The sequence below is a fragment of the Pseudarthrobacter sp. 10T415 genome (assembly GCF_056394175.1).
The window spans coordinates 1-19,407 of the sequence record NZ_JBFTHJ010000009.1; the positions used below are offsets into that span (position 1 = coordinate 1).

Below are 19,407 nucleotides of genomic sequence, written 5' to 3' on the forward strand. Positions count from 1 at the left end.
GGAACACTCCTCTGCACCCATCACCACCACCTCATCCACAAAGAAAACTGGACCATCACCACCACCAACGGCACCCCAACCTTCATCCCCCCACCCCACATCGACCCCACCCAAACACCCCAACAAAACCACTACTTCAAACCACCACCCCAACCACCACAACCAGCGCCCACCGCAGCCAACACCCCCTGGCCATGACCCACGCCCAACACATTTGGGGTTGCCCCCAACACGTTGACAGGACAGCTACAGGCGCGTGGTTGCACCCGCACCGCCGGGGGCGCCCCTACTTGTGGACGCTCCCCACCACGACCGTGCCATCGAGTTCCTCTGAATGAACGGTGGTCACAGAAAGTCCTGTGGCGGCCACGAGCGCGGCTGTGCCGTCGGCCTGTTGCCCGCTGGTTTCAATGAGCACGCAGCCGTGCGGCGCGAGCCAGTCCTTGGCGCCCGCCGCCACACGGCGGTGGAAGTCGAGCCCGTCAGGTCCGCCATCGAGGGAAATGAGCGGTTCGTGAACGCGCGCCTCGGGCGGCATGGTTTTGATGGCATCGGTGGGAACGTATGGTGCGTTGACGGCGAGGATGTCGACCCTGCCTCTAAGCCTGTGAGGGAGCGCATCGAACAGATCACCGATGTGGACCTGGCCACCCATGGCCTCGAGATTGCTCCGCGCACACTCCACAGCCACGGGATCAATATCCGCGGCGTGCAGTTCTGCTCGTGGGAATCGTCGCGCAAGGGCCGCCACAACGGCTCCGGAACCGCAACATAAGTCCACCACCACACCATCGAAGAAAGCATTTCCCCGTGGGCCTTGGACCGCCGTGGCGCTGCCGGACGGGGAGGCACCTGAAACGGCGCCGCGTGACATACCGTCCTCTGCTGATATCAGCTCAGCGGCAAGCCGAACCAACAGCTCGGTCCGGCGCCGGGGAACGAAAACACCGGGCCGGACCGCCATGCGGTGGCCATCGAACTCTGCCCAGCCCAGGATGTACTCCAGCGGAACACCTGCCACCCGGCGCCGCACGCAGTCTGCCAGCTCGGCGGGGCTGGCCGCCTGCTCAAGGAGAAGCTGGGCTTCCTCCTCGGCAAACACGCAGCCGGCGGCCCGCAGAGCGTCGGCTACTTCAACCACACGCATGCCCAACTGTTTCGGAGTTCCGGAGGACGGGACAGGATGCAACGTGCTCCCCTTCGGAATGAGTGCGGGCGCTAGTGGTTGCCCGGCGCTGGGAGACCGGCCGGCGAGGGAGTGAACCCGAGACAACAAGATCACCCACCGGATCACCCTCCATCTGCCTGGCTGGAAATTTCATCGTAATTGACGCCACGCCGCCGCGGCAGTGGCTGTGTTTATTGGCAGGATGGAGCCATGACACCTGCCTCCGGGACACCTGCCACAGAGGGCCAAGTTCCTCACACCGCCATCATCTGGACTGGCGCCTACACCCCGGACGGCGGCGGACGCGCAGAGGGCATCGGCGCCCTCCGAGCCAACGGGGACGGGAGCCTGGAATGGCTCGGCACGGCAGTGGCGGCCCAGTCGCCGTCGTTCGTTGCCGTCCACCCGACCCTTCCCGTGGTGTACGCCGTGGCCGAGCAGCGCAGGATGGTCCAGGCCTACCGGCACGTTGATAACCACAGGCTGGAACCGATGGGCACACCCTGGCCGGCAGGCGAGGCCACCTGCCACGTTGCCGTAGACCCGCAGGGCCGCTTCGTCACCGCAACCTGCTGGGGAGACGGCCAGGTCCTGCTCTATGAACTGGATGCCGACGGCGGGATCACGGAGCGGTTTCCGGCCTCGCCGTCGGTTGATCCGCATTCGGCCCACTCCCCCGATGAGCGCCGGCAGAGCAGGGCGCACACCAGCCTTATGCTGCACGACGGGCGGGTCATGACCACAGACCTGGGCCACGACACACTCCGAATCTGGACCTACAAACCCGGGACCGGGTTGGTGGCCGACCATGAGGTTGTCCTGCCCTTCGGCAGCGGCCCCCGGCATCTGACACTGCACTCCGGCGGTAACGTGTTCGTCGTCTCCGAATACTCCATCGAGGTCTTTGTTGTCCGGCCGGACGCCGGCATCTTCGAGCTGGTGTTCCGCGGTCCCGCAACACTGGGAGGTGCCAAGGACGGCGACTCGGCCGCCGAAATCTGCCTCGGCCCCGAAGGCACCTTTGCCTACGCAGGCGTCCGCGGATCCAACCGGATCAGCGTGCTTGAGGTGGGCAGCAACGGCAGTGAACTGCTGCCCGTGCAGGACCTGGACAGCGGCGGGGACTGGCCCCGGCACCACCTGGTCCGGGGGCCCTGGCTGCACGTCGCCCACGAGCGCTCTGACAACGTGGCCACCTTCGCCCTGGACCCAGGGACAGGCCTTCCCGGACCGGTGGTCCATAACGTCGAAACTCCTTCGCCTACCGCCCTGGTGCCAAACGGCTGACACGGCCGCGCGTTGCGAGGTCCCGGCATGAAGCGGCTCAAATCCGCGTGAGAGGGCCTTCCGGCTGCCTCCGACGGGCAGTTTCCTCAACACTGGAGTAATCCTGCGCCAGCGCCTACGGTTGTGATGTGGTTCACAGGAAGCATGCTTTCCTTCGGACCCGGCGGCGCCCTTGCCGCACCAACCCTTGCCGACAGCAAGCCTGTAAAGCAGCGCCGCTACCAGGAAGGTCTCACCCTTGATACTCCGCACCCCCACCGGCGCGCCCCCACGCGCCACGTCACCAACGTCATCCCGTTCCCGCACTCGTACCAGCGCTGCCGCCCGGCGGGCCTCCGTGGGACTCCTCGCGGCAACCGTCGCCATCTCTGCTGCGTCGCTCCCGGCACAGGCCGCCCCTGCCCCGAAGGACCCGGCGTCGGCGGCCCAACACTCGCTCCGCGCCCCTGTGACCGACGAGAACTTCTACTTCGTCATGGCAGACAGGTTCAGCAACGGCAGCACCGCCAATGACCAGGGAGGCCTGGGCTCCGACCCCATGGTGTCCGGCTTCGACCCCACCAAGAAGGGCTTTTACAACGGCGGCGACCTGGCCGGGCTCCGAAACAAGATCGACTACATCCAGGGCCTCGGCACCACGTCCATCTGGCTCACGCCAAGCTTCAAGAACAAGGCGGTACAGCCAGAGGACAAATCGGCCGGCTACCACGGCTACTGGGTCACCGACTTTACCCAAATCGATCCCCATTTGGGCACCAACGCCGAACTCAAGGCACTCATCGACGAAGCCCACGCCCGCGGAATGAAGGTCTACTTCGACATCATCACCAACCACACGGCGGACGTCATCGGCTACGGCGACAAGAATGAACGGAAAGGCTACGTCCCCAAGGACGCCGTCCCCTACAAAACTGCCGACGGGCAGACCTTCGATGACCGCGACTACGCGGGGACGGACGCCTTCCCGAAACTGGATGCAGCCACCTCATTCCCTTACAAACCGGTCTTGGAACCCGGCGAAGAGGACCTCAAGGTCCCGGCGTGGCTCAACGATCCCACGCTGTATCACAACAGGGGTGACACCACCTTCACCGGAGAGGACTCGTTCTACGGGGACTTCTTCGGCCTGGACGACCTGTTCACGGAACACCCCACGGTGGTCACCGGCATGAAGGACATCTACAAGAACTGGATCCGCGACTTCGGGGTTGACGGTTTCCGGATCGACACCATGAAGCACGTTAATGACGAGTTCTGGCAGGACTTCGGTCCGGACGTGCTCAATTACGCCAAGGAACAGGGCAAGGACGAGTTCTTCATGTTCGGCGAGGTCTTCGACACCTCCAAGAGCTTCACCTCGCAGTTCACTACGAGGAACCGGATGCAGGCCGTCCTCGACTTCCCGTTCCAAGACGCAGCGCGGAACTTCGCATCCAAAGGCCGGGACGCCGGTACGCTGCAGGAATTCTTCGCAGGCGATGACTGGTACACCGACGCTGACTCAAACGCCTACCAACTCCCCACGTTCCTGGGCAACCATGACATGGGCCGCATCGGCAGCTTCATCGCTGCCGACAATCCCGGAGCGACGGACGCCGAGAAGGTGGCCCGCGACCGGCTTGCCCACGAACTCATGTACTTCTCCCGCGGCAACCCCGTGGTCTACTACGGGGACGAGCAGGGCTTCACGGGGCCGGGTGGAGACCAGGACGCCCGGCAAACGCTGTTCGCCAGCCAAGTGCCGGAATACCTGGACGACGATTTGCTGGGCACGGACGCCACCCACGCCACGGACAACTTCAACACTGCCCATCCGCTCTACACCGGGATCAGTGAACTGGCCGCCCTCACCAAGGAACATCCCACCTTGCGGAACGGCGCCCAGCAAGGCCGCTACGCCTCCGACGGCCCCGGCATCTACGCTTTCTCCCGTACCGATGCCAAGGACCAGCGCGAATACGTGGTGGCACTGAACAACAGCGGGCAGCCCCAGACCGCCGAAGTTCCCACCTACATCGCCAAGCGAAACTACACCCGCATCTACGGCGACGCACCAGCCAAAGCCAAGACCTCCGACGCCGGCACCCTGACGGTCACCGTGCCGCCGCTTTCAACAGTGGTCTACCAGTCCTCCGGCCGCATCCCGCACTCCAAGTCCGCTCCCGCCGTCGTCCTGCAACAACCGGCGCCGGCAGCCGGCGACAACGGGCGGCTCCAGGTGACGGCCGACGTCGGCGGTACTTCGTTCTACGAGGTCACCTTCGAGGCGAAGCAGGCGGGCGGAAACTGGACCCCGATCGGCACGGACGACGCCGCGCCGTACCAGGTGTTCCACGACGTCGCCGCCTTGGACGCCGGGACCTCCGTAGAGTACCGCGCCACAGTGCTCGATAACGGCGGGCATACCTCCACCAGCCAGGCACGCAATGCAAGCGTTCCCGCCCCGGTCCTGACACTGCAGAAGCCCGCAGAGGGCAGCAACGTCCAAGGCGCAGTCGAGCTCAGCGCCACAGCCGATCCCGAAAAGTCCAGCAACGTGGTGTCCTTCCAGCGGAGCGTCAGCGGCGGAGAATGGACGGCCGTGGGAACTGACGATTCCTCCCCCGTGTACTCGGCCACCGATGACATCTCCGCCCTGGCCGACGGCACCACGGTGCAGTACCGCGCCCTCATGTCCGGGCCCGGGTTCAGCGTTGCCAGCGGGACCCGGACGGTCACTGTGGGTGAGGCGCCGCAGCCGGATTCGGTGGCGGTGGCCGGATCACTGAACAAGGCGATGGGCTGCGCGGCGGACTGGGACCCTGCCTGCGCCCAGGCGCAGCTGGTCCTGGACCCGGCGGACCGGATCTGGCGGTTGACCGCGGACTTGCCGGCCGGCACCTACGAGTACAAGGCGGCCCTCAACGGCAACTGGGATGCGAACTACGGTGCCGACGGCCAACCTGCAGGACAGAACATCATCCTGGACCACCCGGGCGGCCCGGTCACCTTCCGCTACGACAACAGCACACACCTGCTGAGCGCCACCTATGCCGCGCAGCAGCCCGGGGCCGTTGCCGCCGCAGGCAGCATGGACAGGGAACTCGGCTGCACAGCGGACTGGGATCCCGCGTGCGACCAGGCTCAGCTCACCCTGGACCCTGCCAGCCTCATCTGGAAACTGACCTTTCCGGACCTCCCGGCCGGCAGCTACGAGTTCAAAGCCGCCCTGGACCGATCCTGGAACGTGAGCTACGGGGCCGGCGGAGCTTCCCCCGGCGCCAACATCGCGTTGGAGCACGACGGCGGCCCGGTCACCTTCCGGTACGACCACTTCACCCACGTGATCACCGCCGGATAGCGGGGCTGACCTACCTGTCGGCCGGGTGGCCGAGGATGCCGAGCAGCCGCCGGATGGCATCCTCGGCCGTGGGCGGCGGGCCGAAGACGGCCCGCTGCCGGGTGGTGTTTGCGACGTAACGGCCGGTCTGGAACCAGCCCATCATGGACGCCATGTCCGGCACCGTCGGGTTCACCCGTCCCAGCACCACTCCGGCCGTCTTCAGCACCCTCAAGGGCACTGAGCGAACCCCTATCCTCGATCCGCTGAGCCGGCCCATCATGTCCGCCACGTCCTTCATGCGGACCGGCCGGTCCCAGCCGATGTCGATCCGTTCCCCGTCGACCCCCGGAGTATCTACGGCATCTGCCAGGTGACCGGCAAGGTCAGGGGTGAGCACAAAGGTCAGCGGAACGTTGGGCGAACCAAACCACATCAGTTTGCCTTTGGTCACCGGGTCACCGCCGAAGCGCGTGACCTGGTCCAGGAAGGCGCCCGGCCGCAGCGCAACGAACGGTACGCCGAGCCCTTCCAGCTTGTCCTCCATGAGCTTCTTGTGCCAGAAGTGCGGCACCTGCGGGGTTTCGTCGCAGGTCAGGATGCTGGTGAGGACAAAGCGCCGGACACCTGCCCGGGCGGCCGCTTCCGCAAGGTTCGCGTTGCCCGTGGTGTCGGTTGCGGGGCTGTCGCCCTTGCGGTGCTTTGTGTAGCCGGCAGCTGTGGTGATCACGGCGTCAGCCCCCGCCATGGCCTGGTCCAGGGATTTGGGGTCCATCATGTCGCCCCGGGCAATCTGCACTCCCCGGGCTTCGAGCCGCGATGCATCCGATCCGGGCCGCACCAGGGCGCGGACTTCCTTACCCCGGTCCAGCAGCGCGGTGACCACCTGGCCGCCGAGCATGCCGGTACCTCCGACGAACAAATGGGCCCACGCCCGCCGGGTTCCCTGGCCGAGCTTGCGAGGCTAGGGGGCGGGTGGGGATCGCGTTCTCCTCACCATTGACTAGCCGTGCAGGGCCTCCTCCACCGCCGCGAGCAGCGAGTTGAACCGCGCGTTGGCGGGGAGGTCGTCAAGGAACACCGGCTTACCGTCCGGGCCGGCCAGCGGCACTTGCCAGTTCGGGTAGAGCTCCTCGGTGGTTCCGGGCTGGTTCTGCACCCGCCGCTCCCCCACCGCATCCACCAGCGCCACGCCCAGCAGTACGGACGGCGTCTGGCTCAGCAGCAGGTGCAGGGCCTCGATGGTCTGCTCCTCCGCGTCACCGCCGGCTCCGGGCAGGTAACCGCGTTCGCGGAGCAGCGCGAACATCTTTTCCAGGGACGCGTTGTGCTGCGTACGCTCTTCGGCCTCGGACCGTTCCAGCAGACCCAAGTGGCTGCGCAACGCCACGTGGTCCCCGGCGAGGTAACCGGCGGTGGGCGGAAGATCGTGGGTGTTGACGCTGGAAAGCGCCTGCGTACGGTACTTTTCGGGCGCAAGGGGAGAATCGCCGTCGTACTCAAACCAAAGAATGGATGTACCCAGAATGCCGCGCGCGGCAAGGTAGTCCCGCACCCACGGTTCGAAGGTGCCCAGGTCCTCGCCAATCACCACGGCCCCTGCCCGGTGCGCTTCCAGGGCCAGGATGCCGATCAGTGCCTCATGGTCGTACTTCACGTAGGCGCCGTCACCGGGGGCGTTGCCGCTGGGGATCCACCACAGCCGGAACAGTCCCAGGATGTGGTCCACCCGGATGCCGCCGGCATGCCGAAGCACGGTGGCCAGCATGTTACGGAACGGCTGGTAACCCGCTTCGGCCAGCCGGACCGGATGCCACGGCGGCTGGCCCCAGTCCTGGCCCTGCTGGTTGTACATGTCCGGCGGCGCTCCAACACTGGTGGCGGGGGTGAGGACGCCCTTCAGCGTCCACGCGTCGGCGCTGCTGTGGTCCACGCCGACTGCGAGGTCATGCACCACGCCCAGCCGCATCCCCGAACGCAGCGCTGCCTGCTGCGCGTTCTCCAGCTGCTCGTCGCAGATCCACTGCAGCCACCGATGGAAGCCAATCCGGTCCTCAAGCCTTCCCCGCAGCGCCTGCGCCTCCTGCGAATCCAGGGAGAACGCGGGGTCGGTCCACATGGGGTCGTCCGGCGCAGCGTCCTCGCGGATGGCTGACCAGAGGGCAAAGTCATCCAGGCCGCTGCCGGAAATGCGGCAGAACTCGTCGAAGGCCGCCTGCCGGGACGGTGACCGGCGCGTGTGGTACAGCAGTTCCAGGGCCTGCAGTTTCGCGGCGTAGACCGCGTCCCGGTCCAGCCGTTCGGCGTCCTTGTTGAGCCCTGCCACTTCCTCGCGCAGCTTCTCCAGCGCGGCGCGCTTGCGGGGGCGCAGGTAGGCAAGCTCCGGAATGGCCTCGATCCGGATATAGATCGGGTTGAAGAACCGCCGGGTGGACGGCGAATACGGTGAGGGCTGCACCGGCGGAACCGGTTCTGCGGCGTGCAGGGGGTTGACGAGCACGTAATCGGCGCCGCGGGCTCCACTGAGTGCGGCGAGGTCGGCAAGGTCGGAGAAATCCCCGATCCCCCAGGAACGCTTCGAACGCACGGAGTACAGCTGGGTGGCGAGCCCCCAGCCACGCCGCTCCTCAAGGTCCCGGGCGGTATCCAGCCGGGCCGGCGTCACCACGAGGGTTGCGGTGGCGGTGACGCTCCCGGCTTCCGCGTGCAACGTGTGCCAGCCGAGCGGCAGGTCCTGCGGCAGGGCGAAGGTGGCCCGGCCCATTGCCACACCGTCCACGTCCCGCGGCTGCACCCACACGTCCTGCTGGGCCGCGTCCACGCTCCCGGCACCGCCTTCAAGGCTGATGCGGAGGCTCACCGGGGCGCCGTCGGGGATGTGGACCGGTACCTGGGCCGGCTCGCCCTGCTGGATCACGACGGCGGGAGGCAGCGTCTTGCGCCAGGGCGCCAGTTCCGCTTCGGCCAGCCCGGCCCGGATTTGTTCATCGGTATGGGCCGGCACGCCCAAAGCGCCCAGGACCTTCCTCAGGGTCTCCGGGGAAACTGCGTGCGGCAACCCGTCCCAGCCCTGGAAGGAAGTGCCCACCCCATGGGCGTCCGCGAGCTGCTGCAGCAGGTGGGCATTCACGGCCGGTGGTTCCGCGGGCGCGTTCCGCCGTATTACGTGTTGCTGGTCTGATGCCGTCATGCGTGTCCGCCTCGTCTGGTGTGATGGGCCTGAACTTACGTGCTGCATGTTGCACCGGGCGTTTGCACCCCCGCGCACAACCGTTGATTCAGATTATTGCAGTGCTGCCGCGGGACGAAACTGCGGACCGGAACCGGCCTGCCCGCCACAAAACGTCACGCCCGCTTCCCTGCGTTACCTCCCGCGTCGAAAAGAGAAGGAACAAGGCGGGATTCCGCCGGGTGGAAGTGAATCTGTGTAGCCTCGTGACGACCGGCGGCACGTATAAATCACTCGACGACGCGCCGGGACCAGGCAGACAGCAACAGGCATTCAGGCATATACGCAACTGGCACGCAGCCAACAGGAGGGAACCGGGGATGAGCCTCAGCGAACTGAGGGTGTTCGGACGTTCGGGCACCCCAATCAGCCAACTCACCCTTGGCACCATGAACTTCGGCGAAGGCGCCGGCGGTCCGCACGGGGCCCCCACCGGCGCGGACGAAAGCATCCGCATCATCCACGCCGCCCTTGACTCGGGCATCACCGCCATCGACACGGCTGACGTCTACTCCCAAGGCGAATCCGAGCAGGTAGTGGGGCGGGCCCTGCGCGGCAGGCGCGACGACGTTTTCCTGGCCACCAAGTTCCACGGCCAGATGAGCGCCAACCCGGCCCACTCCGGTAACTCCCGCCGCTGGATCACCCAAGCCGTGGAGGGCAGCCTGCGCAGGCTGCAGACGGACCGGATCGACCTCTACCAGGCGCACCGGCCGGACTACAACACCGATGTGCTGGAAACCATCACCACGCTCAACGACCTGATCCGGCAGGGCAAGATCCTGTATTACGGCACGTCCGTCTTTACACCGGCGCAGCTGGTGGAGGCCCAGTGGCTGGCCAACACCAACCACCTCATTCCTCCGCTGGGCAACCAGGTGCCGTATTCCATGCTGGTCCGCGGGAATGAACGCGATGTCCTGCCCATCGCCCAGCAGTACGGGCTCGGTGTCCTGGCCTACGGTCCGCTGGCGGGCGGATGGCTCTCCGGAAGCTTCACCTTCGAGGCCGGCAAGGCCCCCACCCGGGTGCACTCACTCCCGGGCCGGTATGACATTTCGGGGCCCGCCAGCGAGCGCAAGCTCCTTGCCGCGGATGCGCTGGCCCGGCTGGCGGACAAGCTGGAACTTTCGCTGGTGGACCTGTCCATCGGGTTCGCCCTGACCCACCCGGCCATCAGCAGCGTGATCATCGGGCCCCGCAATGAGGAGCATCTCCAGGCCTATCTCGGCGCGGCGGATGTCCGGCTCAGCGAGCCGGTCCTGGACGCCATCGACGACCTTGTGCCGCCGGGCACCAACTTCGTGGAGCGGGACGCGGGAGCCATCGTTCCGTCCATCGAGTTCGCAGAATTACGACGACGGTAGGCGGCTTTCCGGTGTAGCGCCGATTTCGCCTTGGGTGCGCCGGGGGTGCGCCGACGGTGCGCCGACCGCGCGGGCCGCGGTCCCGCCGTCGTGCGCTGCCCTAAACCGGTGCTGAGGCGCGTGCCTGGAACGCGTCCTGAGCCGCGTGCCAAACCGGTGCCCTAACCCCGCTTCGCGGGCCTGCCTATCATGGCTTGGATGAAGGCGCTATTCACTGTTGGGCACGGCACCGCCGCGCAGGAGGACTTCGCCGCGCTGCTGGCATCAGCGGGCGTGACCTCCCTGGTGGACGTGCGGATCGGCCCGGGCAGCCGCAAGCACCCGCAGTTCGGCAAGGACCTGATGTCCACGTGGCTGCCCGACGCGGGGATCAGCTACCGCTGGGAGCGGCGGCTGGGCGGATTCCGCAAGCTGCCTCCGGATTCCCCCGACACCGCCCTGCGCAACGACTCCTTCCGCGCCTACGCCGCCTACATGCGGTCGCCTGATTTCGGGGCCGCCGTCGGCGAGCTGCTGGCTGCGGCGCAGGACGAACAGACTGCGATCATGTGCAGCGAAACCGTGTGGTGGCGCTGCCACCGCCGCCTCATCGCCGATTACTGCGTCCTGCTTGCCGGACGGCCCGTGGAACACCTGATGCCACCCGCCAAGCTGACGCCGCACGTGCCCACCCGCGGTGTCCGGATCGGTACAGGCTCGCTGGTTTACGACGTCCCCGGCACGGAGTAACCCGGGATTGTGGCGGTGGGCAACGCGAACCCTTGACTCGATGGTGGAAGGCTCTTAGCGTCATAAGCGATACCCGCGTCTCATGGAACCCAGGGGCATCCGATGCCAATGTCCGAAGAGGAGCGGAGGCTGCTCAAGGAGCTGGAGCTCGGACTGATCGCCGACGATCCCCATCTGGCCATGGAGCTGCTCTCCGGTTACCCGTCCCGCCGCATTCCGCCGGGCCTCGTGCCTGGCTGTCTGGTGTGCCTGCTCGCTTTCGCGATCGTCGCCGCAGGCATTGGCAGCCAGGAGCTGGCCGCCGTGGTGGTGGGCGCTATGCTGCTGGTGCTGGGTGGCTGCCTCCTGCTGAACCGTCCGGCCACCGGGCGCGGCACGCAGCGTGGCAAGGCTACCGGCTGACTTTCCGCGGCAGGGCTGCCGGCTGATGTCCTGGTGGCCGGGTTACGGCTGACGTTCCTGTGGCGGTCAACCGGCTACCGTCTCCGGGACCGGGCAACCGGCTGCCGTTCTCGCTACAGGGCTACCGGCTGACGTACCCGGGGCCGGGCTACCGGCTGATGTCCTGGTGGCCGGGTTACCGGCTGATGTCCTGGTGGCCGACGCTTGCAGGCTGAGTCCCTGCGGCCTCCGGCGCTGACGGCATGGTTTCCGCCGGGGCGGCAGGCAGCCGGGTGCGCTGGGTCCGCGGCGTCAGGATGAAGAGGCTGCCGAGGACGACGGCGGCGCCAAGCCAGCCAAGTGCCGGGAGCCGCTCCCCCACTACCAGGACGGCCAGGACAGCTGCCACTACCGTTTCCAGCAGCGAGATGCTGGTGGCCGTGCTGGCCCGGACCCGCGCCAGGCCCCAGCCGAACAGGATGTAGCCGGCAAACATCGGTACCAACGCCATGTAAGCGCCCACCGAGAAGTTGGTCCAGGAGTCCAGCAGCGGTGCACCCGTGACGGCCAGGACGGGCATCAGCAACAGCCCGCCCAGCCCGAAGATGCTGCCCATCGCCGCCCGGGACGGGATGCCACCGCCGATGAGCCGGTGCGCCGCCCACGAGTAGAGGGCATACGTGCCGCCGGCCAGCAGGCCCAGGAAAATTCCAGCCGTGGAATCCCAGGCCTCGCCGTCTGTACCGGCGGCGGTCCCGGGACTGTGGCCGGCGAACGAGAGCAGCGCCGCTCCGCCCACGCCAAGGAACGCACCAATGATCCAGCGTCGGGTCAGCGGCTTCCGGTCGGTAAACCGTTCGATCAGGGCCGCAGCTACGGGCGCCGAGCCGATGGAAACCACAGTTCCCACGGCCACTCCGGACAGGTGCATGGAACTGTAGAACGCCAGGGGATATACGGCCACCGCGGCCGCTCCGACTGCCACAAGCCGCCACCGCCGCAGGATGCCGGACCCCTGCCGCCTGATGGCCCGGGCCGCGGACATCGCCTGGAGCAGCCCGCCCACCCCCATCGCCACGGCGCCGATGGCCAACGGGCTCACCCCGGGGGCGAGCGTGGCGGCTGTCCCGGTGGTGCCCCACAGGATCGAAGCCGCGACGACGAACAGGGCACCCCAGAGCGGCGCGTTGCCGTGCCCGGCATGCACAGCGACGCCTGAAGCGGGGCTGCCTGTCCCTGGGGAATCTGTCCCCGTGCTCACGGTTGTGGGGCTCCCGATGCCGTGCATCCGGGTTGCAGGGGTGCTTTTCCCAGGGAATCCAGCTGCGCCGTTGTCTGGCCGGTGGCTGCCTGTCACAGTCCTGCCAGCATCTGTTGAGCAATGCGTTTGGCGTCCCGGAGGCTGGCGTCGTTGCCTTCGAGGCCGGCCCTCGCCATCGCCCCCTCGAGGAGGAAGGAGAGGTGCTGCGCGAGCACCGCAGCCCGTTCAGCCTGATCCGAGGAATCGGCGGGCTCAGGACGGTGCTCCGCGAGCCCTGGAGTCCGTTCAGCACGGGCAGAAAACGCGGCGGCCGCGGAACGACCGGCCAGGTGGTCAGCCAAATGCGTGGCCAGCAGGTGCTCCACCTCTTCCTTATGCTGCCGGACCGCCAGCCGCCCGGGATGGCCGACGGGCAGTTCGGCCGCCGCATTCAGCAGGCCGCAGCCGCGGAAGCCGTGCTCGTAAGCGAAGTTGGCGTGGTCCAGGTAGGCGTCGAACACGGCGAGGACCCGTTCGGCAGGGGTGGCGGCAATTGCCACCCGGGCGCGGTACAGTTCCAGCCATTCCTCATGGCGGGCTTCGAGGTAGGCGGCCACCAGATCGGCTTTGGACGCGAAGTTGTTATAGAGGCTTTTCTTCGCGACGCCGGCCGCGGTTGTGATGGTGTCGATCCCCGTGGCCCCCACGCCCTGGGCATAGAACAGCCGGGCGGCGGCCTCAAGCAGCAGCTGCCGGGCCGGCCGACGGGCGGGCAGCTGCGCAGAGGAAGCGGAAGCGGAAGCAGCAGCGGACAGCATCGCGGCCGACGAAGCAGCAGGCAGGGCTGCAGCGGAGGGGGCTGATGCGTCGGCGGGCATGGTGCGGCTCCTTGGGTAGGTAGACCAGTCTACATACCCAAGGAGGGGTTGCACCAGATCCGCTGGCTATGCCGCGACCGAGCCCGCGCGTGACCGCAGCTGGAGCACCACAGCGTCCACGAGGGCGCCGGGGTCCAGCGTGATATCGCCGACGACATGCGCCTCATCAGGTTCAAGGGCTTCAAGAGTTGCCAGCTGCGACTCGAGCAGGGTGCGGGGCATGAACTCGTGGGCCCGGGCTTCCATGCGCGCGGCGATGGTTGCACGCTGCCGGAGAGGTGCACGAAAACGACGTCCGGTGCGGCCGCCCGCAGAAGGTCCCGGTAGCTGCGCTTCAGCGCGGAACAGGCGACGATGGGTGCAACCGGTGTGCCGCCGTCGTGGTTTCCCGTGGTCCTGGCGCCATGCCCTGCGGGTCCCGTCTCTGCAAGATCCTGCGCAGCCAGATCCGTCCCTGCAAGATCCTGCCCGGCCAGCAACTGGCCGATGCGGGCGAGCCAGGGCCCCCTGTCGGCGTCAGTGAGCGGGATGCCCGCGGCCATCTTCTCCTTGTTGGCGGCGGGGTGGTAATCATCGCCGTCCAGGAAGGTGACGCCGAGGCGCCCGGCCAGCAGGGCACCCACTGTCGACTTGCCGCACCCGGACACACCCATCACCACCAGCGGCGGAACCGGCGTGGTCACTGCCCGCCTGCCGCCTGCGCGGAACCGCCGCCGTTGAAGCTCAGCAGGACCTTGCCGGAGCTGGTGGAGTCCTTGGCGACCTCGAACGCATGCAGGGCCTCGGACAGCGGGAACTCGTGGGTGATGACGGGCTCGATGTGCAGGCTGCCGTCGGCCAGCGCGGCGATGACCTCGTCGATCTCGTCGTTGAAGCGGAATGAGCCCTTCAAATCCAGCTCGCGGGTGATAGCCAGCGAGATGGGGACCGGCTGCATCCCGGTTGGCAGCAGCCCCACCATCACCACGGTGCCGCCGCGGACCGCGCCGCGGATGGCCGAGGCGAGGCCGTGGTGGTTGCCGGAGGACTCGATCACCACGTCCGCTTCGACGGCCTCAATGGCAGCCGTGTCCGCGGCGTTGATGACCTGGTCCGCGCCGGCGGCGGTGGCAATCTCCAGCGGTTTGGGGTGCAGGTCCACCGCGGTGATGTGCGCGGCGCCGGCCCGCTTGAGCACGGCGACGGCCAGCGCGCCGATGGGTCCGGAGCCGATCACCAGGGCCGTCTTGCCGCGGACATCTCCGGCCCGGGACACGGCGTGCCAGGCGACGGACGCGGGTTCGATCAGGGCTGCCGTGCGCAGGTCGATACCCTCGGGCAGGGGCCGCAGCATCCGCACGGGAAGGTTGACGTAGCGGCTGAACGCGCCGTCCGTGTGCGGGTAGCGGGCCGCACTGCCCAGGTAGGTGCAGCCGGGCGAGAGGTTGGGCCGGTCGGCAGGGTACTTCGCCGCGCCGGGTCCGGGGGTGGCCGGGTGGACGGCGACGGCGGTCCCCTTCTGCGGTCCTTCACCGTTGGCCGCGGCGCGGACCACCACGCCGGAAATCTCGTGGCCCAGGACCAGCGGGTCCTTCAGGATGGACTCCCCCGCCGCGCCGTGCAGCCAGTAGTGGAGGTCCGAGCCGCAGATGCCACCGTACAGCACCTCCACCACGGCCTGGTCTTCGGCCGGGTCGGCCAGCGGCACGTCATCGATGCGCAGGTCGCCCGCGGCGTGGGCCACCAGGGCCGGGCCGGAGGCGGGCAGCTTTTCAGCCGCAGTGTCCTGGAAAGTGTTCCCTGGCATCAGACCACCACCGTCATTCCACCGTCGATAAAGATTGTTTGGCCGTTCACGAAGTCGGATCCGCTGGAGGCAAGCCAGACCACCGGTCCTGCGAGGTCCTGCGGGGTGCCCCAGCGGTGGGCCGGTGTGCGGCCCAGGATCCAAGAGTTGAACTGCTCATCGTCCACCAGGTTCTGCGTCATCTCCGTGTGGATGTACCCGGGGGCGATGCCGTTAATCTGCAGTCCGGAGGCGGCCCACTCCGCCGTCATGGCGCGGGTCAGGTTCCGCAGGCCGCCTTTTGCCGCCACGTACGGGGCGATGGTGGGCCGGGCGAGATCTGTCTGGACCGAGCAGATGTTAACGATCTTGCCGCGGCCGCGCGGGATCATGTGCCGTGCCGCTTCCCGGCCCACCAGGAACGCGCTGGTGAGGTCGGTGGAGATCACCCGCTCCCAGTCGGCAACGTCCAGGTCCAGCATGGGCACTCGGTGCTGGATGCCGGCGTTGTTGACCAGGATGTCCAGCGGGCCCACGTTCTCCTCGATCCAGGCGATGCTGCGGGCGGCGGCGTCGCCGTCGGTGACGTCGAAGGCGATGCTGGTGATGCGCCCGGGCGGGAAGTCGGCGGCGAGCGCCGTTTCGGCTTCCTTGAGCCGCTCCGGGTTGACGCCGTTGAGCACCACTGTGGCACCGGCGTCGGCCAGTGCCCGGGCGAGTGAGGAACCGATGCCGCGGCTGGAGCCGGTGACCAGGGCAACGCGGCCGGTCAGGTCGAACAGTGCGCTCACGCGGACGCTCCCTGCTTGGAAGAGCCCGGCTGGGAAGGGACCTGCTGGAACGGCCCCTGCTGCACGAGGTTCGCAGGGGTTTCGCCGGAGGCGAGCGCTTCGAGCTGGCGCTTCAGGAGCTTGAGGATCCTGGGTTCGAACGCCGAGGCGTTGCCGCCCACGTGCGGGGTGATGAGGGCGTTGTCCGTGGACCACAGCGGGTGGCCCTGCGGCAGCGGCTCGGGGTCCACCACGTCCAGGGCGCACTGCAGCCGGCCGGAAACAACCTCGGCGGTGAGCGCGTCAGTGTCGATGACGGGGCCGCGGCCCACGTTGACCACCAGGGCGCCGTCGGGCAGGGCGGCCAGGACCCGTGCGTTGACCAGGTGGTGGGTGTGGTCGTCCAGCGGGAGGACCGACACCAGGATGTCGTGGTCCCGGGCGAGCGATTCCAGGTCAGTGGAGGAATGGACCTGGCCGTGCTCGTCCGTGCGGGCCGTGCTGCCCACGCGCGTGACGGTGACCTCGAAGGGTTGCAGCCGGCGGGCCAGTTCCTGGCCGATGCCGCCGATGCCCAGCAGCAGGACGCGCCGGTCCGCCAGGGACTGGCGGCGCTGCGGTGCCCAGTTTTCGGCCTGCTGGTCGCGGACGGCCTGGTCGATGCCGCGCAGCTTGGCGAGGATGAGGCCCACCGCCAGTTCCGCCGTGGCAGCGGCGTGTACACCCGAGGCGTTTGCCACCGCGGCGCCGGGCCCTGCTGCCTCGCGGACGCCGTCGAACCCGGTGGACTGGGTCTGCACGAACTTCAGGTCCTGCACCTTGTCCAGGTTCCCCAGGACGGCCCCGGCGTTGATGTACGGAAGGATGACGCCGTCAATGCTGCCGTGGGCCGCGTCGGGTTCGCCCTGCATGTCCCACACCACGCCCCTGAGTCCTTCGGGAAGCGGGGAAAGGTCAGCCAGGAGCTGGGGTTCGGGGAAACTGACGGTACGTATCAACTGCATCGGTGCGGCCTATCGGGTTGGCGGGCTGGATATTCGGCTGCCCGGGTCCCGGGCAGTGCGGAGTGGCTGTTCGTCAGTCCTCGCGGCGGTCAAAGGTGAGGCCGCCGGGAACCTGGAACGTGGGCATGAGTTCAAGCATGCCAACATTCACGTGGCGCGGGGTTTCGATGGCGTAATCAAGCGCATTAACAATGTCGTCAGTGGTCAGCGACTCGTAACCCTCGTAGTACGTCTTCCAGGCTTCTTCCATGGCTTCGGGACTGCCGCCCATGTTCCGGCCGAAGATCTCGGTTTCCACGCGGCCGGGGCAGATTTCGGTGACCCGGATGCGCTTGCCCACGGTGTCGTTGCGGAGCTGGCGGGAGATCTGGTGCACGGCGGCCTTGGTGGCGTGGTAGACCGTGTGGCCGTAGAAATTGTAGGTTCCGGCGATCGAGCTGATGTTGACGATGTGGCCGAGGTCGCGCTCCACCATGCCCGGCAGGACCAGCCGGGTCAGCTGCAGCAGCCCGCGGAGGTTGACGTCCACCAGTTCATCGATGTCCTCTTCGGAGGAGTCCAGGATGTTGCCCGGGCGGGAGACGCCGGCGCAGTTGACCAGGACGTCCACGTTCAGTTCGCGGACGACGGCGGCCAAAGCGGCTGTGTCGGTCAGGTCCACCACGTGCGGGACTGCTCCGGTCCGGTCCGCCAGTTCAGCGAGGCGTTCTTCATTGCGGGCCACTGCGTGGACGGTGAGGCCGCGCTTGGTGAGGCGTTCGGTGATGGCGGCGCCCATGCCGGTGGAGGCTCCGGTGACGAGGGCGGTGGTGTAGTCAGAAAAAGACATGTGGTTCTCCAGGTGTGGGGAATGGGAGTGCTCCTGCGCCCGGCAGCGGGGCCGGACGCAGGAGCCTGTGGGTCAGGGGTGCTTACGCATCCCGCAGCGGTTCGTGGGCACGGTCCTTGACGGTGCTGACCGCCGCGAGGGTGCCGAGTGCCGTGATGACTGCGTAGAAGGCGGGCATGTAGATGTTGTTGGTTTCCGCGATCAGCCAGGTCATCAGCAGCGGAGCGGTTCCGCCGAAGAGTGCCGAGGAGATGTTGTAGCCCACGCCGTAGGCGGAGTAGCGGACGCGGGTGGGGAACAGTTCCACGAGCAGGATGTGGATGACTGCCGTGTGGCCCGCGAAGACGACCGCCATGATGCAGGCACCGAGGATGGCCAGGCCCATCTGGCCGGTGGCGATCAGGGCGTAGGACGGGATGCCCAGGACGGCCATGGCGATAGCCGAACCGGCAATGACCTTCTTGCGGCCCAAACGGTCGGAGAGGGCACCCATGAACGGGATGGCGATGCAGATGACCACCAGGCTGCAGGCGGTGACCAGCAGCGCCTCACCGATGGTGAAGTTCAGCTGCTTGCCCTTGAGGAACGTGGGCATGTAGGAGAACAGGACGTAGTAGCCGGAACCGTTCATCAGCGGAATGAACAGCGCCAGGAGCATGGCGCGGCGGTGCACCGGGCTGGCCAGGGCTTCCTTGAGCGGGTTCTTGGAAAGGCCGCCCTCTTCCTTCAGCTTCTGGAAATTGGGGGTGTCGCTGATGGCCTTGCGGATGTACCAGCCGATGATGCCCATGGGGATGGCCACCAGGAACGGAATACGCCATGCGAAGGAACCGAAGCCGCCGCCCTCGATGGCTGCCTGGGTGAGCCAAGGGGACATGGAGAACGCAACCATGGTGCCGGTCAGCAGTGCTGCGAAGGAGGCGATCTGGGCGTAGGAGGTGATCACGCCGCGCTTACCCTCAGGGGCGTGCTCGGCGAGGAAGGTCATGGCGCCGGCAGCTTCGCCGCCCACGGAGAAGCCCTGGACCAGGCGGAGGAGGACCAGCAGGATGGGCGCGGCAATTCCGATGGCTGCATACGGCGGCAGCAGGCCGATGCCGGCGGTGGCAATGCTGATCAGCATGATGACGAAGACCAGCAGTTTCTGCCTGCCGATCCGGTCACCCAGGTAGCCGCAGACGATGGCGCCGAGGGGCCGGACGAAGAAGGACACCGCGTAGCCCGCGAAGACGAACAGCAGGGCGTTGTCCGGGTTGCCCGGAGCCAGGAAGACCAGGGCCAGGGTGCCGGCCATGAAGGCAAAAATGCCGTTGTCATACAGTTCCACGAAGATGCCCACGCATCCGGCGGTGACAACCTTGCGTGTCTGCTTCGCAGTCAGACGGTCATGCTGCGGTGCTACCGCATTCGTTGATGTTGACATCTTGTTTTCCTTTGTGGG

15 protein-coding genes and 2 pseudogenes are annotated in these 19,407 nt (G+C 67.3%); 6 read left to right on the top strand and 11 right to left on the bottom strand.

Features of this window, described 5'->3' with window-relative positions:
• Positions 1-198 (top strand): annotated as a pseudogene (locus AC1DBN_RS12830) (hypothetical protein); the annotation flags it as partial.
• 88 nt (positions 199-286) lie between these two features.
• Here AC1DBN_RS12830 and AC1DBN_RS12835 read toward each other — a convergent pair.
• Complete coding sequence (locus AC1DBN_RS12835; protein WP_091717672.1) at positions 287-1,147, bottom strand: methyltransferase; 861 nt, start codon at positions 1,145-1,147, stop codon at positions 287-289.
• A 231-nt stretch (positions 1,148-1,378) separates the two neighbouring features.
• Here AC1DBN_RS12835 and AC1DBN_RS12840 point away from each other — a divergent pair, with 231 nt between their 5' ends.
• Together AC1DBN_RS12840 and AC1DBN_RS12845 are read left to right on the top strand one after the other, a co-directional pair.
• Entirely contained in the window at positions 1,379-2,455 is a 1,077-nt protein-coding gene (locus AC1DBN_RS12840; protein ID WP_314215998.1) for a lactonase family protein, read from the top strand.
• 238 nt (positions 2,456-2,693) lie between these two features.
• Positions 2,694-5,795 (top strand): alpha-amylase family glycosyl hydrolase, encoded by a 3,102-nt coding sequence (locus AC1DBN_RS12845; protein ID WP_477723372.1) that lies wholly within the window; start codon positions 2,694-2,696, stop codon positions 5,793-5,795.
• Between the two features lie 10 nt (positions 5,796-5,805).
• On the opposite strand, the gene AC1DBN_RS12850 is transcribed toward AC1DBN_RS12845, so the two are convergent.
• Entirely contained in the window at positions 5,806-6,675 is an 870-nt protein-coding gene (locus AC1DBN_RS12850) for an NAD(P)H-binding protein (RefSeq protein WP_477723373.1), read from the bottom strand.
• 102 nt (positions 6,676-6,777) lie between these two features.
• Entirely contained in the window at positions 6,778-8,964 is a 2,187-nt protein-coding gene (gene malQ / locus AC1DBN_RS12855; protein WP_477723374.1) for a 4-alpha-glucanotransferase, read from the bottom strand.
• 359 nt (positions 8,965-9,323) lie between these two features.
• Here malQ and AC1DBN_RS12860 point away from each other — a divergent pair, with 359 nt between their 5' ends.
• The 3 genes from AC1DBN_RS12860 (at position 9,324) to AC1DBN_RS12870 (ending at position 11,501) form a co-directional block, all read left to right on the top strand.
• Positions 9,324-10,370 carry an aldo/keto reductase gene (locus AC1DBN_RS12860; protein ID WP_314216000.1) on the top strand — a complete coding sequence of 349 codons (1,047 nt, stop codon included), beginning with the start codon at positions 9,324-9,326 and terminating at the stop codon, positions 10,368-10,370.
• Positions 10,371-10,568: 198 nt separating this feature from the next.
• Complete coding sequence (locus AC1DBN_RS12865; RefSeq protein ID WP_172829899.1) at positions 10,569-11,099, top strand: DUF488 domain-containing protein; 531 nt, start codon at positions 10,569-10,571, stop codon at positions 11,097-11,099.
• Between the two features lie 102 nt (positions 11,100-11,201).
• Positions 11,202-11,501, top strand: coding sequence for a DUF3040 domain-containing protein (locus AC1DBN_RS12870; RefSeq protein WP_091717661.1), 300 nt, complete (start codon positions 11,202-11,204; stop codon positions 11,499-11,501).
• Positions 11,502-11,676: 175 nt separating this feature from the next.
• Here the strand turns inward: AC1DBN_RS12870 and AC1DBN_RS12875 are convergent, their stop codons facing one another.
• The 8 genes and pseudogenes from AC1DBN_RS12875 to AC1DBN_RS12910 all read right to left on the bottom strand — a co-directional run bounded on the left by AC1DBN_RS12875 (position 11,677) and on the right by AC1DBN_RS12910 (position 19,389).
• Positions 11,677-12,741, bottom strand: coding sequence for a DMT family transporter (locus AC1DBN_RS12875; RefSeq protein ID WP_477723375.1), 1,065 nt, complete (start codon positions 12,739-12,741; stop codon positions 11,677-11,679).
• Positions 12,742-12,833: 92 nt separating this feature from the next.
• On the bottom strand, positions 12,834-13,538 hold the full coding sequence (locus AC1DBN_RS12880; RefSeq protein ID WP_477723440.1) for a TetR/AcrR family transcriptional regulator: 705 nt from the start codon (positions 13,536-13,538) through the stop codon (positions 12,834-12,836).
• 126 nt (positions 13,539-13,664) lie between these two features.
• Positions 13,665-14,251 (bottom strand): annotated as a pseudogene (locus AC1DBN_RS12885) (gluconokinase).
• Positions 14,252-14,277: 26 nt separating this feature from the next.
• The gene (locus AC1DBN_RS12890) at positions 14,278-15,384 is read right to left on the bottom strand and encodes an L-idonate 5-dehydrogenase (protein ID WP_477723376.1); all 1,107 of its coding nucleotides are present in this window, start codon (positions 15,382-15,384) and stop codon (positions 14,278-14,280) included.
• A complete protein-coding gene (locus AC1DBN_RS12895; RefSeq protein WP_091717651.1) occupies positions 15,384-16,154 on the bottom strand; it encodes an SDR family oxidoreductase in 771 nt (256 codons plus the stop codon). Before AC1DBN_RS12895 ends, AC1DBN_RS12890 begins: the two co-directional genes overlap by 1 nt.
• Positions 16,151-17,137, bottom strand: a complete 987-nt coding sequence (locus tag AC1DBN_RS12900) for a 2-hydroxyacid dehydrogenase (protein ID WP_477723377.1) — start codon at positions 17,135-17,137, stop codon at positions 16,151-16,153. Before AC1DBN_RS12900 ends, AC1DBN_RS12895 begins: the two co-directional genes overlap by 4 nt.
• A gap of 73 nt (positions 17,138-17,210) precedes the next feature.
• A complete protein-coding gene (locus AC1DBN_RS12905) occupies positions 17,211-17,966 on the bottom strand; it encodes an SDR family oxidoreductase (protein WP_091717648.1) in 756 nt (251 codons plus the stop codon).
• A gap of 82 nt (positions 17,967-18,048) precedes the next feature.
• Positions 18,049-19,389: an MFS transporter gene (locus AC1DBN_RS12910; RefSeq protein ID WP_091723784.1), complete on the bottom strand. Its 1,341-nt coding sequence runs from the start codon at positions 19,387-19,389 to the stop codon at positions 18,049-18,051.
• Positions 19,390-19,407: the final 18 nt, after the last annotated feature.

Excerpts from the sequence above, each read along its gene's own strand:
- AC1DBN_RS12835 (WP_091717672.1), bottom strand. The coding sequence starts at position 1,147 with ATGCGTGTGGTTGAAGTAGCCGACGCTCTGCGGGCCGCCGGCTGCGTG.
- AC1DBN_RS12870 (WP_091717661.1), top strand. The coding sequence starts at position 11,202 with ATGCCAATGTCCGAAGAGGAGCGGAGGCTGCTCAAGGAGCTGGAGCTC.
- AC1DBN_RS12905 (WP_091717648.1), bottom strand. The coding sequence starts at position 17,966 with ATGTCTTTTTCTGACTACACCACCGCCCTCGTCACCGGAGCCTCCACC.
- AC1DBN_RS12900 (WP_477723377.1), bottom strand. The coding sequence starts at position 17,137 with ATGCAGTTGATACGTACCGTCAGTTTCCCCGAACCCCAGCTCCTGGCT.
- AC1DBN_RS12840 (WP_314215998.1), top strand. The coding sequence starts at position 1,379 with ATGACACCTGCCTCCGGGACACCTGCCACAGAGGGCCAAGTTCCTCAC.
- malQ (WP_477723374.1), bottom strand. The coding sequence starts at position 8,964 with ATGACGGCATCAGACCAGCAACACGTAATACGGCGGAACGCGCCCGCG.
- AC1DBN_RS12890 (WP_477723376.1), bottom strand. The coding sequence starts at position 15,384 with ATGCCAGGGAACACTTTCCAGGACACTGCGGCTGAAAAGCTGCCCGCC.
- AC1DBN_RS12880 (WP_477723440.1), bottom strand. The coding sequence starts at position 13,538 with ATGCTGTCCGCTGCTGCTTCCGCTTCCGCTTCCTCTGCGCAGCTGCCC.
- AC1DBN_RS12850 (WP_477723373.1), bottom strand. The coding sequence starts at position 6,675 with ATGCTCGGCGGCCAGGTGGTCACCGCGCTGCTGGACCGGGGTAAGGAA.
- AC1DBN_RS12860 (WP_314216000.1), top strand. The coding sequence starts at position 9,324 with ATGAGCCTCAGCGAACTGAGGGTGTTCGGACGTTCGGGCACCCCAATC.
- AC1DBN_RS12865 (WP_172829899.1), top strand. The coding sequence starts at position 10,569 with ATGAAGGCGCTATTCACTGTTGGGCACGGCACCGCCGCGCAGGAGGAC.
- AC1DBN_RS12910 (WP_091723784.1), bottom strand. The coding sequence starts at position 19,389 with ATGTCAACATCAACGAATGCGGTAGCACCGCAGCATGACCGTCTGACT.